Source organism: Trichocoleus sp. DQ-A1 (assembly GCF_039961955.1).
Lineage (GTDB): Bacteria > Cyanobacteriota > Cyanobacteriia > Cyanobacteriales > FACHB-T130 > FACHB-T130.
The window spans coordinates 96,284-110,905 of the sequence record NZ_JAMPKE010000004.1 but is presented as its reverse complement, the minus strand read 5'-3'; the positions used below and the strand labels follow the sequence as shown (position 1 = coordinate 110,905).

The following is a 14,622-nucleotide window of genomic DNA, read 5'->3' as shown; positions in this document are numbered from 1 at the left end:
AGCAATAAGTAGTGAAGTGATTAATTGAAAGACTATTCCGGACGCAATTGAGAGATCCCTATGCCAGCCACTCCTTTTTATGCAGAGACAGATACAGAATTTGACTCCGAGTTGCCAGATTACAACTTTGGGTCTGCCGTGTTGAACGACGATGCTCGACCCCCGGTGGATGATCTCGATAGCCCTGAGATGGAAGGTCTAGATGCAGAGTACGGGCGACTCGGCGAGGCATCTCTACGGGCAACTGCCAGCCGTCGTACTACCGATCTGGTTCGGTTATATCTTCAGGAAATTGGCCGGGTTCGGTTACTAGGGCGAGATGAGGAAGTCTCGGAAGCTCAAAAAGTCCAGCGTCATATGCGGTTGCTGGAGCTGAGAAATGATACTGCCAACCAGGCAGATCCAGTGATTCAGCCGTATGTGCATCTGATTGAAGTACACGATCGTCTAGCATCTCAGTTGGGGCACCGTCCTTCTTTGGAACGGTGGGCGACGGAAGCGGGTATTGAGCTGAGCAACCTGAAGCCTACATTAGCTGCTGGGAAGCGTCGCTGGGCAGAAGTAGCAGGTCTGGCAGTTGAAGAGCTAGAGCGGATTCAGGCCACTGGCATTCGCGCCAAAGAACACATGATCAAGGCCAACCTGCGTCTAGTGGTTTCTGTGGCGAAGAAGTATCAAAATCGCGGACTGGAATTGTTGGATTTAGTCCAGGAAGGAACCCTTGGGCTAGAACGGGCGGTTGAGAAGTTCGATCCGACCAAGGGTTATCGGTTTAGCACCTATGCTTACTGGTGGATTCGTCAAGGAATTACCAGAGCGATCGCAACTCAAAGTCGTACTATCCGCCTGCCGGTTCACATCACCGAAAAGCTCAACAAAATTAAGAAAGCTCAGCGCAAAATTTCTCAAGAAAAAGGTCGCACGGCAAGCATTGAGGATATCGGCGTTGAGTTAGAAATGACACCGGAGCAGGTACGGGAAGTTTTACTTCGGGTGCCTCGTTCTGTCTCTTTAGAAATTAAAGTAGGAAAGGAGAAAGACACAGAATTAGGCGACTTGCTGGAAACAGACAGCATATCTCCCGAAGAAGTGTTGATGCGAGAAGCTTTACACCGAGATTTGCAGCAGCTGCTTGCCGATCTCACCAGCCGCGAGCGAGATGTGATTCGGATGCGGTTTGGCTTAGGAGATGGTCATCCTTACTCCTTGGCAGAAATTGGTCGCGCTCTGGATTTATCTAGAGAACGAGTTCGTCAAATTGAAGCCAAAGCTTTACAAAAGTTGCGGCAACCCAAGCGCCGCAACCGTGTACGCGACTATCTGGAGTCCTTGGGCTAAGAAATAGTAATTTCATTTTCACAACTGCCCAATACTAATTTCTCAAAACCCCCCTTTTTAAGGAGGGTTTTGTGATTTCAAATATAGAAAGTCAGGGAGCGGCAAGCAGTGGTAAAAAGCGGTAAATACTGCACCCAGCAGGGACAAGGCATAAAACTAGATCCCACAAGTAACAACTGACACTCACAGCAGTGGTCAAAAGGAAAAAAGAAAAAAGCAAAAGATATAATTCTTAACTTATCTTGCTTCCTTTTTCCAGTTGCTTTCCCTATTTCTTCGCCTTGTTTCTTATTAAATATTATTCTCAATAAGCTTCGATTGTTGCAAATATTCTAGGAATTCGCTATTCTTCTCAATAGGGCTACTTTCTTGAGAAGGTCAACATGTCTTTCTACACAGCAACCTCACTCAAGGCTGAACTGAACGAGCGGGGCTGGCGTTTAACTCCCCAACGGGAAACCATCCTGAATGTCTTTCAACATCTTCCCAGAGGTCAGCATCTTAGTGCTGAAGACCTCCACGAGTTGTTGCACAGTGAAGGTGAGGACATAAGCTTATCCACCATTTACCGAACCTTAAAGTTAATGGCTCGGCTAGGCATTTTGCGCGAACTTGAACTAGCGGAAGGACATAAGCATTACGAACTCAATCAACCTTACCCGCATCACCATCACCATTTGATATGTGTTCGGTGTAACAAGACGATTGAATTCAAAAATGACTCGATTTTGAAAACCGGCACCAGAACAGCCAGAAAAGAAGGGTACCACCTGCTTGACTGTCAGATGACGATTCACGCTATCTGTCCAACTTGCCAGCGGGCGTTACTACCCATTTAAAAAGCGATCGAGTAGGGTTAGGGCGGGATGCACCACTTCCACCATAGCGATTAGCTAGTAGTATAGCTAATCGCTAATTGCTATGTTTGTTTAAAAACGTCCCTTGACGATGTCATCAGCGCTGAGACCATAAGCACGTTGGGCAGCTTCAACTGCTGCTTTGGTTTGCGCCTCGAAAACCCCATTTAATGGTCCGCGATAAAAGCCGTTTTCTTTCAGACGCTTTTGTAAAGACAATACATTAAAGCGATCGCTTGTATTTTCCAGAGCCAATATAGTATCGGGTCTAGCGATTCCATCAGCTGTTAAACCTTGCGATTTCTGAAACTGAATCACGGCGTCTTTGGTGTCTTGATCGAAGTAGCCAGTCATGGCACCTTGAAAAATTCCCATCTGCCGCAACCGTCGCTGGAGTTCTACCACCTCCCGGTTGTTACTGCCTAACTGTAGGATCTGTCCGCTAGAAGCTGTATTAAAGCGATCTCTTGTATTTTTCAGAGCCAATATAGTATTGGGTCTAGCGATTCCATCAGCTGTTAAACCTTGCGATTTCTGAAACTGAATTACGGCATCTTTGGTGTCTTGATCAAAGTAGCCAGTCATGGCCCCTTGCAAAATTCCCAGTTTCCGCAACCGTCGCTGGAGTTCTACCACCTCCCGGTTGTTACTGCCTAATTGTAGGATCTGCCCACTAGAAGTGATATTTTTAGGCGGAGTCCGATCCTCTCCACCTCCCACACCTATCAAAGCTGCCTGGGTATCCGAACCGACAATGCCATCTACTGGCATTCCCGCCGCTTGCTGAAATCGGTTAACGGCTGCTTTTGTGATCGGGCCATAATAGCCAGTGATATTTGCTTGAAAATAGCCCTGTTTTTGCAACCGTTGCTGGAGGGATACTACCTCCGGACCGCTGTCTCCTTCCTGTAGGACTCCACTCCTCGGACGTTGGCTGACCTGAGAAGCCTTGCTGACCGGCTGAGTACGTTGCCTGACAGACTGGAAACGTGGGCGGCTGACCTGTCTGACCTGCCGAGATTGGCTGGCCTGCGCCTGGATTGCCTTGCCTCGCTTCTTCTGTAAGGCGGCTTCGGTTCGCGGCCCCACAATGCCATCCGGTTCCAGCCCATTAGCTTTCTGGAATTGGATCACAGCTTCCGTTGTAATCGGGCCAAAATTGCCTGTGATACCTGCTTTGAAATAGCCTAGCTGCTGCAAGCGCTGCTGGAGAGTGGCTACCTCCGCGCCGGTGTTTCCTGGCTCAAGTATTGCTAAAGCTTGAGACATTCCCAAGAGGCTCAGTGAGACAAAAAGCGATAGCAGAGACAAACTCGCTCTACTAGACAGCTTTTGGCGGTTCAGTCCTTCAAAAATTTTTTGGCTATTCCAGACTATAGGAAACTCGCTGTTCGTAGATGCTTCGTAGGCCAGGGCAAGATGCAGGTAGGCAAGGGTTTCCATAATTTTACTGGCAAACTCTTGATAGACAGTTTAAGAAGGTCAATTTCATCAACTAGCTATACCATACTAGTGCCTAGGGGCGATATACCACCCGTGCATCTAGTCCGCGCGATCGCAGTAGCTCGGAGCGGCTTTCGGCAAGCTGCCGATTGGAAAATGCCCCTGCATTTACATAGGAACCTCGTTTCGATTTCGGCCCCAGATCCGCATTCGGTACATAGCGGAGGACTTTATTCAATGTTGTGTAATTCCCTGGTACGACTACCACGTAGCGATTCTCAGCAAAATTAATTCCTAATTCCTGTAGGGTTCGTGCATCTGCAATGCCGTCAGGGTATAAACGCCGAGCTTGCTGGAACTCCCTGACAGCTCGCTGGGTAGCGGGACCATAAACCCCATCAATGCGACCAGGGTTGAAGCCTTGATCGCTCAATCGCCGTTGGAGATCCTCGACCTCGGAACCGCGATCGCCAGGTTGGAGACTTCTACGACTCCTGTCGTTCCGGTTGCTGTAGTCACTTAGTTGTTGACTTGGACGACCGGCAACGTAGTCGTCTAGTGCCCGCAGCGTTTCTGAATTAATCGTACCGCTGGGGGATAAACCTACAGTTGTCTGGAACTCCCTGAGAGCTTGCGCCGTATTTCGACCAAATACTCCATCAATACGACCGGGGTTGAATCCTGCCTGTGCTAACTGTTCTTGGACAAGCCTAATGTCTGAATAGGTATTTTCTGAATAGGTATTTTCTGAATAGGTATTTTCTGAATAGATATCTTCTGGATAGATATTTTCTGCTCTCAGTGTAGGGATGTTGGGAGCAGACAGTGTAGGGTTGTCCGGAAGCGAGTCAAGAGTTCTGTCCGGAGGTGGCAGGGTAAACGGGTCATTGTTGAAGCTTTGGCTTATAGTCGGTCTAACTTGATTAAATAATTCTGCCCTGGTTCCTCGACCCACAATCCCATCTGGTGTGAGCCGATTGGCTTGCTGGAATCGAATCACCGCATTTTTAGTTTGCGAGCCAAAATTTCCAGTGGCGGGCACACTAAAGCCTCGCGCCTGTAACTGCTGTTGTAATGCGCGTACCTCAGAACCGCGATCGCCTTGTTTCAGCGTTCTCTGTGCTAACGCCTGAGAAGCGATTCCCAGCATCGCTAAGGCAACGGCAATCGATAGAAAATGAATCGTTGCGTGGCTAGAAAGCTTTTTCCAATTCAATCCGGTCAGAAATTCCTGGTTTTCCCCAACCGGAGAAACACCGGCTTCTTGTACAGGTGTTTCGTAGACTAAGGCTAGATGAAGATAGGCAAGGGTTTCCATTACTTTTAACAGCATAGATTTTAACGCCAGTCTAGCCGATTGATTGCATCAAATCGCACTTCCTATCGACGATATACCACTCGTGCATTCAATCCTTGCGATCGCAACATCTCCGACTGGCGTTCTGCCCCAGACGCATTGGCAAATGCTCCTGCCTGAATATTAGAATCGCTACTGGAAGTATCCAGATAAGCATTCGGCACATACTGGCGCACTTGGCGCAGCGTTTCGGTAGTCTCAGCCATTACAATCACCGAGTAAGGAGAATTTGAAGTCGCAAGATACCCGGCAGCAAACCAGGTTTCCCGACCCATAATGCCGTCAATCTTTAAACCCCTCGCCACTTGAAAGCGCTTCACAGCTTGCTCTGTTTTCCAGCCAAATTTTCCATCAATAGAACCCGGATCAAAACCAGCCGCTTTCAGCCTTTGCTGAGCTTCGGTGACTTCCCGACCGCGATCGCCCAGTCGCAACCCGCGCTTACCAATGTTCATTGCACTCGTCTGCGGAGTGTTGTGCGACTTTTTACTTTTCTTGCTTTTGCTCTCCAGATATCGCTTTAATGCTTCTAGGGTCTCCGAACCCGCGATGCCGTCAGCATCTAAGTCACTGATCGCTTGGAAACGCCTCACCGCTGCCTCGGTCAACTTGCCGTAGTATCCAGTGACAGGTCCCTTATAGTAGTTGGCTGCCATCAAGTTTGTTTGCAAAGCCGTCACTTCAGCACCCCTATCCTCTATCTGTATTGCGCTAGCACTGTGGAGCAAACTGAGGAAAGCTAGATTTAGAGCCAGCGATAGTAGATAGCTTGTCGCGGTGCTAGAAAGCTTTTGCCGATTGAGATCCTTAAAAAGTTCTAACTTTTCTAGAACTGGAAAAGCCAGAGGATCTGTCGTTTCCTCGTAAGCTACTGCTACATAAAGATAGGCAAGCGTCTCCATTCTTGTCCTGCAAAACTCTTAGCAGCTAATCCACTCACTGAAGTTTTCAGCGAAGGTTTAACTGCTATTTTTGGCTTATTTTACGTTATTTTCAAGTTTTTTGTTTACTAACTACAGAGAGAATACTTTAAGCTAGATGGTTTCTAGGTCTTGTTTTTGAGAAACTCTAGACGTTTTCAGCGATTAAACTAAACCTTAGCATCAAAAATTAAGGCAACTATCACCGCTACACCAGTAATGCCTAAAGCTACGAGCGGGTGTTGACCTTGACTTACAGCAAAAGAAGTAACGATACCAGCACCCAATGCCGCGATAACGGCAGATCCTAATAAATCTTGATGAGAGTTTTTATTGAACATTGTTGCGCTCCAGCAGCCAAGTTAAAAATAGCTGTGACTTACAGTTTTACAAACTACCACCAGACTTTAGTAGGTTGAAAAGTTGCTGGAATATTGCAATTAAGATTTAAATTAAGCTAATTTTCTTAACACGTCCCAAGGTTACAAAAACAGGGGATCTCTATGCTTGTACTGCAATCCCCCGCACTGAAACTTCTGTCGGATTTCGCCTATTGCTGTTGTTCTGTCTCAACTCGCTCAATGTTACCGGCTTTGATCCAACCTTGTTGTTCGCCCTCTTCCAGACGGATCTGTTGCCATCTTTTATCATCGCTTTCTTTGATGACTACAATCCGCTGATTGTATCCGACCCCACCGACGCGGTTAGCTTCCAAAGTTGGTGCCTCTCGTAGGCTTAAACCTTCGCGCCAGGTAACGCGAGCGGTATACGCTCCAGGTTCTAGCACTTTAGCAGGAGCAGTGCTGGGCGTCGGCGTTGGGTTGGGTTGAGCGGAGGACGCCGATGTTGTCTTGACAGCGCCAGGAGAAGCTTTGGCTTTTACCTCTGGTTTATCATTTGCATAAACCGGCTTGGGCGGAGGAGCCGACAGTTTAGTTAAGAAGTAATAGGCGGTAGCACCACCACCCACAGCGAGGAGGACGATCGCTAGGAAGAAACCAATTATAAATTTTGCTAAACCCGACCAACTCATGCTTGTGATTCCGGTTGTTGCAGCTGATGAAAGCGACTACTCAAAGGGCTGTGTCTCGATGCCATACGGGCTTTACCGGCGGCTGCCCAATCTTGCAAAAACTGGATTTGCTCTTGGGCAGTCCGAGCTAGGGGCACAATCTGACTGGCGGCTTCTAAAATATCATCGGTAGTGAAGTCTCGATTCTGGCTAAAGCCAATGTGCATCGCTTCTATCAAGGTTTGCTCAATTTCTGCCCCAGAAAAATCGGGGGTTTCGTATGCTACCCGATCGAGATCGTAACTACTCAAGTTGTGAGGCCGCAGCCTGGATAAGTGTACCGCAAATATGGCACGGCGTTCCTCTTGTTCGGGCAAACCCACAAAAAAGATTTCATCAAATCTACCTTTGCGAAGCATTTCCGGAGGTAAAGCTTGAATATTGTTAGCAGTCGCCACGACGAATACAGGTGAAGTTTTTTCTGCCAGCCAAGTAATAAAGGTACCAAAGACGCGGCTGGTTGTTCCGGCATCGCTTTTCCCATCAATGCCAGAGAAAGCTTTGTCAATTTCATCGATCCAGAGTACGCAAGGAGCTAAAGCTTCCGCTAGTTGAATCATTTGCCGAGTGCGAGATTCCGATTCTCCCACCAATCCTCCAAAAAGACGCCCTACATCTAAGCGTAATAAAGGTAAGTGCCAGTGATGGGCGATCGCTTTTGCCGTCAGCGATTTTCCGGTTCCCTGAATTCCTACAAGGAGTAACCCTCTGGGATAAGGGAGACCATATTGCCTTGCTCGTTCTGAAAAGGAACCACCACGCCGCAGCAGCCAGTCTTTTAGGTTATCTAAGCCGCCAATATCAGAAATTTTCTCGCTACTCGAATAAAACTCTAATATTTGGGTCTGGCGAATGGTTTGACGCTTTTCTTCCAGCACCAGTTCCACGTCTTCAGGGCGCAACTCTCCGTGAGTCGCGATCGCGCGTGCCAAGACACGACGAATCCGTTCCATCGATAGCCCTTGGCAGGAACGCACCAGTTCATCCAAAATTTTGCTGGTGAGGGATTTACCTGTGGCACCGAGTAAGCGTTCCACTTCTGTCTTGATCTCAGCTGGCGCTGGCAACGGAAACTCCAGGATGGTTAAGACTTCACTCAAGTCCGTTGGAATGGCAATTTGCGGCGCGACGATGACAATATTTTTCGGCTGGGATTTCAGACGCCGTGACAGATTCCTCAGCTTGCGATAAACTGATATATCTTCTAAAAAACGGGAAAAATCCCGCAAAATAAAGATTCCTGGGGCAGATGCTGCCACTTTTTCTACAAATTCTAATGCTTGAACCGGATTGCGTCGTCCAAAACCGGCATCGTTGGGGTTGCCCTGATAGCCATCGACAAAATCCCAGATATAGACTGGGCGATCGCCTAACCGTTGAGCTACCTGCGCGATCGCTACTTCTACTCGTTCCTCTTCGGGAGTTGGAATATAAATTAATGGATATCGGGCGCGTAGCAGCAGTTCAAACTCTTCACTGAAGCTCATAGCTGTTATAGGATGTCAGTTGGTAGAAGACTTGCGGTTGTCGCGTCTCCAGGTCAGTGGTCAGTTGGTAGGGGCGCGAACAAAAATCTTGGCAACCCAAAACTCTCTCCATTTAACCCGCCCGTACAATCATTGTTGCTTGATTAGTTGCCAACTACTTGTAAAAACCAAGAAAAAGCATCTCGCCTTAGTGGTTCAGTTCGTATATGGAAGGGCGATACTTGTTCCCTTAATTTGTTTGTTTCTTGCCGCTGACCGCTAACCACTGACGGCTGACTATTTGGGAAATTGTTTTTTGAGTGCTTTTAAAGCTTCCCATCGGCGGTCAGATAAACTGTCCGAGCCATTAGTATTTGCTGGTTGAATCCCCGAACAATCTTTGTCACAAAGCTGCCTTGGGGGAATTGCCAAACACATTTGTTCGTATAGCCAAACATCAGGCTGAAAATGACCCTGTGGCGGCAGCATTTCCAACAAATCTTCGAGTGGTGTTTCTCGTTCTACAGGCCCTGTGTCTGGTTGCTCAGCCGCTTCATCTAACCAAATCATTTCTGATGTGTTGATAGCTAGACGGTGATTATACTGTTGCAAGCAACGATGACAAGTGAGAGTGACAATTGCTTCTGCTTTCACAGAAACATCCAGGTAATTTCCTTGATGGGAAACTTTTATCTGTCCGCGCACGGGCGTCAAAGTTTCCAGTTCTGGTAAAAACTCATCAATTTGAATGACTTCTGAGCGCTCTGGCGCTTTCAGAAGCCCAGGAATATAAATCGCCTTCATAATGCTTCAGCCATCCTTCCAACCCGATTAAAAAAGGAAAATAAAAAATAAAATTATTTCTCATTTTCCTTTTTTAAGTCTTAATTTTTTAATCGTACAACCAGACGCCGGTCTGGTTCTTGACCCCGACTATAGGTTTCTAAATCGTCGCACTCTTGGAAAAAAGTATGAACTTGACGCCGCTCTGCTGAAGACAAAGATTTTATTTCAAATTCTTGACCAGAAGAGCGAACTTGCTGAGCGGCATCCTCAGCAAGTTCCTGGAGTTCCGCTTGACGCCGAGCGCGATAGCCATCAAGTTCAATGGTGTAAGCCGTCTGCTCCTCCCGCTCTTGACCCAAGTTCAAAATGGCATTGGCAAGGTACTGGATGGCATCGAGAGTCGCACCTTCAGAACCTACTAAGGCTTGAATTTGTGCGGATGTTAGTTTAGTTTCGTCGATTGTCAACCAGTAAGTTTCTAATTCTGCTTGGGAGGAGTCGCTGCTTTGTGGAATCGTTTGGATTGCGGTTTCTTTAACGCCGGTAGGAAATTTGGCTAGTTGTAGGAGTTGCTCTAGCCACTGCTGACCCCGCTGCATTCTGCGATCGCTCATAGCTAACTCGAAGCCTTTTTCTTAGAACGACCTGGTTCAAAGGGAAGTGCTTCTCTTTCCTTTGCTTTCGTTTCTTTTTCTTGAACTTCTACCATTTTCTGAAGGTTTTCTGGTAGGGGTTCGCGCGACAAAATAAACGTCTGAGCAGTTTGGAAAATGTTAGCAATGACCATGTACATCAACACTCCTGCTGGCAGTGGGAAGAACAAAAACATCCCAGAAAAGAGGATTGGGGTAATTTTGTTGACCGTAGCCTGCTGAGCGTTTGCATCGCTGGAATCGTTCTGTCCGGAGAGAACCTGGTTGAGATACAAACTGATGCCAAAGAATAGCACCATGCCGATAATATCCCAGTGAATGGTTCCGTCTTCATCAAAAGCGCCCACACGACCTAACGCATCAATAAAGAGAAATCCTTTATCTGCCGCTAGTCCTGGAACTGTTCCCTGAACGGTGACTTCCCCAGGCTGAAGAGCTTCCACGCTGCCATCTTCATTCACCTGTACCCGTTCTTCGCCTTTAGTGACCTTCCAGCGGGGAATCAGCTTAGTTTCAGGATAGTCGGCGAGGAGTTCCCGAAGGGGTTTGCCCTCCACGGTTTGAAATTCAATTTTAGCCTTTTCCCCAACCGTCAGGCGGTTCCCTCCCGGCAGCAGCGCCGCAATCGGGGCATGAACGCCATCTGAAAAGTAAATGTTTTGTGGCGCTGTCACGAAAGCTTGCGGCTGAATCCGTTCAATTTGTTCTTGAGGAAAGATTTGCAAATTGACCGTGTAGTTCACATCCGAGAATGGCGATCCCCGCAAGGTGGCAAACAATGCAAAGAGAATCGGCATTTGCAGCAACACGGGGAAGCACCCGGCTAAGGGATTGCCAAATTCTTTGAACAGCTTGCTCATTTCCTCCTGCTGTTTTGCAGGATCGTCCTTGTAAAGCTTCTGAATTTCTTCTTGTCGCTTTTTCATCAGCGGTTGGGAAACTTTCATCCGCCGCATATTGCGAATGGAGCCAGCACTCAGGGGATAGAGAGCAAAGCGAATTACAAGTGTCAGCGCCACGATGGCGAGACCATAGCTAGGCACAATCCCGTAGAAGAAATCCAGGATTGGCAGCATGACATTATTGGAGAGAAACCCGATACCAAAGTCCATTCGTTCTGAGTTAGAGGGGGCGCTAGTAGCTTGTGGAGAATCTTAATCTAAGTTATCTAATGTTTGTGATTTTTGGGTTATAAAACACACAAAAGCCAGGGTAGAGTCGCTGGGGAATTTTTAGATAAGCCATTGACAATTCAATTCGAGCATCTAAAATTTCTTGACTTTTGAGGCAATTCTATCGACTCGCGGAACCATCCGCTGGTTTGCCGGTTCTGGCTGCCATTTTCTCGTTGATGTAGTCATAAATTTCCCGGAATCGAGGTAAGGCTCTGAGTTCCAGGCGACTGCCATCTCGAAGAGTGACTACCATATCGCCCCAGAGACCAATTCCACGGGGAACCTTCACGACATTAACAATTTCTGAGTAGATAATGTCGGTGCGATCGCGTCCCATCCAACCACCCGTTACCGAGATGCGACGAGTGGTAATCCGGTAGCGCAACCAAAGCGCTCTCACAATTGCCCCTACCGTCAGAGGTATACAGATGACTGTAAATCCGAGCAGGATATTAATAATCAAATCACCTATGTGGGGACCACCTTCATAGAAGGTTTCCTCTTTGATGCCCATTGAGTACCTCTGCTTCTGCCAACAACTGCTCTAATTCTCGCAAAATTTGACCATAATCGCACTCCACTGCTATGGGTCGCACAACGATGACCAACCGCCAGCCAGGTGCAATGCGAGGTAATATCTGACGAATCGCTGCCCGAATCCGTCGCTTGATCCGGTTCCGGATGACTGCTCGCTTGCTGACTTTTTGGCTGATGGAGATGCCGATGCGGGTTGGCATCACTTCAGCAGTTTTCATGCCCTTCGCGCCGCTTGATTGCCTCAACGCTCTTAAAGCAAAGTGAGGGGCGTTGCGACGCAGACCGCTCTGGTACACAGCGGTAAAATCTTGCCGGTGCCTGAGTCGATTTGCTCTGGATAATGCCACTAGAAACTCCGCCCTCCTGGGTGGCTTAAAAGAAGGATGAAGGCGAAATAAATTCATCCTTCATCCTTCTTGTGTTTCTAAACGGAAAGGCGATAACGTCCCTTTTTTCGGCGAGCTTTGATGACAGCCTGACCATTTTTGGTACGCATCCGTGCTCGAAAACCAGATGTTCTTTTTTGCTTACGATTAGTGCCGCCCAGAGTGCGCTGAGTCATCGGTTTTTACTCCAGATTTAGAATCGCCGCTATAGAAAAATCCACGATTCTCCAGCATAGCATCACATTGCGCTCCTTTTACAGGTGCCCCTTAGCGGCACAGAAGCGGACGTGGATTGTGCCTTAATTAATACTCAGAATCCAGGTACCGAGATAACGGGGCAACGGTACATCGCCGGGAGTAAGAATCGCACCTGTGAAATAATAAGTTCCACCAAAAGGCGGGTTTTTCACGTTAGACAAGATTAAATCTACGCTGTTACCAGCAGCCACTGGCTCCTGCATATAAATCAGAAGCTTGTAATTTTCTTTGTCCCAGACAACCTCTTTGAGGGGCAATTTTTTTCCTTTGACGCGGACTTCAACGTTTTTCGTGTCAAATTTGCCCTTGTAGTAATCCGGATAAGTGATGACAAACTGAGCTGCCCCTAATTCCATCTTTTTGCCAGGAATCTTGAGCCGGTAGCGATCCCAAGCATCCGATTGACCGCCAAAATCTAACCGATAGCTCAGCTGATTTTGCCGTTCAACACCGCTAAAAATGGTTAAACCGGGTAGACTCTGTGCTTGGGTAAGGCTGGCAAAGCCCGTTAGCACGCAACCCGTCGCCGCTAGGGCAGAAATTAGGCGTCGCTTAGAGGATTTTGTTGACAACATAGGCTCTTGTATCTCAACTGTAGAGAATGGGCTAGAGAGTGGGCTTCGTTACTAAACTTTACTATTTTTGACTCAAGCGGGGATGTAGCCGCCCCGAATGAATCCTCCCCCGTGACGCGGGAAGCGAGAAGAAAGTGCCCCCAGATGCAAGCTTGGTGAGCTTTTGAGTCGAGCGATCGCTCAGGTTAGGGCAATGGAACCAGACCGGCTCATAAAGACAGTTGATTTTAAACTAGTTGCCGCTCGGCGCGATCGCGCTGCTCGGCATTTTTTTATGTACTAATGTATATCATTATGTATTTTTTTGGTTATTTATTGAATAAATTTGAAAAAATCAGCCGGAAACAAACCCTTCAATTAATCTGAATTGACGCCAGAGATTATAGGCACCAGAGGGTTTAAGAGAAAGCTTTTTATCATTGGTTAAAGCTTTGAAAACGGGTTCTAGGTGATATCGTCTTAGGACGTGCGTGAGTGTGGAACTCTAAATTCATAAAACAAAGTTAAAGATACGGATCGGAATTTAGAAATCCGCCTAGGATGCAAAAGGATAGGATGCAGAAGGGTTTCGTAGAATTGATTGGGAGAGTTCATGAGAATTGCGGTTGCAAAGGAAGTTGAAGTTGGCGAACGTCGTGTGGCACTGGTGCCTGACACTGTAGGCAGGTTAGTAAAACAGGGTCTAGAAGTGTGGGTAGAGGCGGGTGCTGGTGAGCAAGCATTTTTCTTTGATGACGCCTATAAAGCAGCTGGTGCAACGATTGTCTCGGATACAGGTGCTTTGTGGCGCGAGGCGGATGTTTTATTAAAAGTTAATCCGCCGAAAGAGCATGAAATTCATCAGCTCAAGGAAGGAGGCGTGTTGATTGGGTTTCTAAATCCTTTGGGAAATCCAAACCTAATCCAGCGTTTAGCCGAGCGCCGAGTCACCGCCTTCAGTATGGAATTGATCCCCCGCACCAGTCGGGCGCAGAGCATGGATGCTTTGTCTTCTCAGGCGGGAGTGGCTGGATACAAGGCGGTACTGATTGCAGCGGCGGCTGTGCCGAAGTTCTTCCCGATGTTGACGACAGCAGCTGGGACAATTGCACCGGCAAAAGTATTTATCATGGGTGCAGGCGTAGCGGGACTGCAAGCGATCGCTACTGCTAGACGCCTAGGTGCCATCGTAGAAGCCTTTGATATTCGTCCTGCCGTGAAAGAAGAGGTGCAAAGCCTAGGGGCGAAATTTATCGAAGTGCAGCTGAATGAAGAAACTGTGGCAGCGGGCGGCTACGCGAAAGAAGTTTCTGAAGCCTCTAAGCAACGCACCCAGGAAGTCCTCACCGAGCATGTCAAGCAAGCCGATGTCGTCATTACCACAGCTCAGGTTCCGGGCAGGAAAGCGCCCATCCTGGTGACTGAGGAAATGGTAGCCCAGATGAAACCGGGTGCGGTCATTGTCGATTTGGCAGCTGAGCAAGGCGGCAACTGCGCCTGCACGGAACCTGGCAAGGATGTACAGCGCAACGGAGTCACGATTATTGGCCCGATGAATTTACCTGCGTCTATGCCGGTTCACGCCAGTCAAATGTATGCCAAGAATGTTTTGACTTTGGTGCAATACCTGATTAAAGAGAGTGCATTGCAGCTGAATTTTGAGGATGACATCATTAGTAGTACCTGCGTCTCTAATAACGGTGAGATTCTCAATCAACGAGTCCGGGATGGTTTGACTCAGGTGAAGATTAACGCCTAGAAAAATGGTGGATGAAACCCATTTTCTCTCTAGAAAACGGGTTTCTTAGCTATCAAATTAG

16 protein-coding genes are annotated in these 14,622 nt (G+C 47.7%); 3 read left to right on the top strand and 13 right to left on the bottom strand.

Annotated features, from left to right (window positions below; all coding sequences use genetic code 11):
- The first annotated feature begins 60 nt into the window (after positions 1-60).
- Together sigC and NDI33_RS06160 are read left to right on the top strand one after the other, a co-directional pair.
- Positions 61-1,338: an RNA polymerase sigma factor SigC gene (gene sigC / locus NDI33_RS06165; RefSeq protein WP_190439649.1), complete on the top strand. Its 1,278-nt coding sequence runs from the start codon at positions 61-63 to the stop codon at positions 1,336-1,338.
- A gap of 383 nt (positions 1,339-1,721) precedes the next feature.
- On the top strand, positions 1,722-2,177 hold the full coding sequence (locus NDI33_RS06160; RefSeq protein ID WP_190412715.1) for a transcriptional repressor: 456 nt from the start codon (positions 1,722-1,724) through the stop codon (positions 2,175-2,177).
- A 90-nt stretch (positions 2,178-2,267) separates the two neighbouring features.
- Here NDI33_RS06160 and NDI33_RS06155 read toward each other — a convergent pair whose 3' ends face one another.
- The 13 genes from NDI33_RS06155 to NDI33_RS06095 all read right to left on the bottom strand — a co-directional run bounded on the left by NDI33_RS06155 (position 2,268) and on the right by NDI33_RS06095 (position 12,823).
- Positions 2,268-3,638 carry a peptidoglycan-binding protein gene (locus NDI33_RS06155; protein ID WP_190412716.1) on the bottom strand — a complete coding sequence of 457 codons (1,371 nt, stop codon included), beginning with the start codon at positions 3,636-3,638 and terminating at the stop codon, positions 2,268-2,270.
- A gap of 73 nt (positions 3,639-3,711) precedes the next feature.
- On the bottom strand, positions 3,712-4,971 hold the full coding sequence (locus NDI33_RS06150; protein WP_190677715.1) for a peptidoglycan-binding protein: 1,260 nt from the start codon (positions 4,969-4,971) through the stop codon (positions 3,712-3,714).
- A gap of 47 nt (positions 4,972-5,018) precedes the next feature.
- A complete protein-coding gene (locus NDI33_RS06145; RefSeq protein WP_190677713.1) occupies positions 5,019-5,897 on the bottom strand; it encodes a peptidoglycan-binding protein in 879 nt (292 codons plus the stop codon).
- A 188-nt stretch (positions 5,898-6,085) separates the two neighbouring features.
- A complete protein-coding gene (locus NDI33_RS06140; RefSeq protein WP_190412719.1) occupies positions 6,086-6,256 on the bottom strand; it encodes a hypothetical protein in 171 nt (56 codons plus the stop codon).
- 209 nt (positions 6,257-6,465) lie between these two features.
- The gene (locus tag NDI33_RS06135) at positions 6,466-6,948 is read right to left on the bottom strand and encodes an SH3 domain-containing protein (RefSeq protein ID WP_190412720.1); all 483 of its coding nucleotides are present in this window, start codon (positions 6,946-6,948) and stop codon (positions 6,466-6,468) included.
- Positions 6,945-8,474 (bottom strand): AAA family ATPase, encoded by a 1,530-nt coding sequence (locus tag NDI33_RS06130; protein ID WP_190412721.1) that lies wholly within the window; start codon positions 8,472-8,474, stop codon positions 6,945-6,947. The genes NDI33_RS06135 and NDI33_RS06130 overlap by 4 nt, the downstream gene beginning before the upstream one ends.
- A 276-nt stretch (positions 8,475-8,750) precedes the next feature.
- The gene (locus NDI33_RS06125) at positions 8,751-9,257 is read right to left on the bottom strand and encodes a YceD family protein (protein WP_190412722.1); all 507 of its coding nucleotides are present in this window, start codon (positions 9,255-9,257) and stop codon (positions 8,751-8,753) included.
- A gap of 80 nt (positions 9,258-9,337) precedes the next feature.
- Positions 9,338-9,853 (bottom strand): R3H domain-containing nucleic acid-binding protein, encoded by a 516-nt coding sequence (locus NDI33_RS06120; RefSeq protein WP_190412723.1) that lies wholly within the window; start codon positions 9,851-9,853, stop codon positions 9,338-9,340.
- Positions 9,854-9,855: 2 nt separating this feature from the next.
- Complete coding sequence (gene yidC, locus NDI33_RS06115; RefSeq protein WP_190412724.1) at positions 9,856-11,004, bottom strand: membrane protein insertase YidC; 1,149 nt, start codon at positions 11,002-11,004, stop codon at positions 9,856-9,858.
- Positions 11,005-11,185: 181 nt separating this feature from the next.
- The gene (locus tag NDI33_RS06110) at positions 11,186-11,581 is read right to left on the bottom strand and encodes a PH domain-containing protein (protein WP_190412725.1); all 396 of its coding nucleotides are present in this window, start codon (positions 11,579-11,581) and stop codon (positions 11,186-11,188) included.
- Positions 11,553-11,951 (bottom strand): ribonuclease P protein component, encoded by a 399-nt coding sequence (gene rnpA, locus NDI33_RS06105; protein WP_190439914.1) that lies wholly within the window; start codon positions 11,949-11,951, stop codon positions 11,553-11,555. Before rnpA ends, NDI33_RS06110 begins: the two co-directional genes overlap by 29 nt.
- Before the next feature lie 77 nt (positions 11,952-12,028).
- On the bottom strand, positions 12,029-12,166 hold the full coding sequence (gene rpmH / locus NDI33_RS06100; RefSeq protein ID WP_190412727.1) for a 50S ribosomal protein L34: 138 nt from the start codon (positions 12,164-12,166) through the stop codon (positions 12,029-12,031).
- A 123-nt stretch (positions 12,167-12,289) separates the two neighbouring features.
- Complete coding sequence (locus tag NDI33_RS06095) at positions 12,290-12,823, bottom strand: DUF2808 domain-containing protein (protein WP_190677711.1); 534 nt, start codon at positions 12,821-12,823, stop codon at positions 12,290-12,292.
- Between the two features lie 592 nt (positions 12,824-13,415).
- Here NDI33_RS06095 and NDI33_RS06090 point away from each other — a divergent pair.
- Entirely contained in the window at positions 13,416-14,561 is a 1,146-nt protein-coding gene (locus NDI33_RS06090) for a Re/Si-specific NAD(P)(+) transhydrogenase subunit alpha (RefSeq protein ID WP_190439674.1), read from the top strand.
- Positions 14,562-14,622 lie beyond the last annotated feature (61 nt).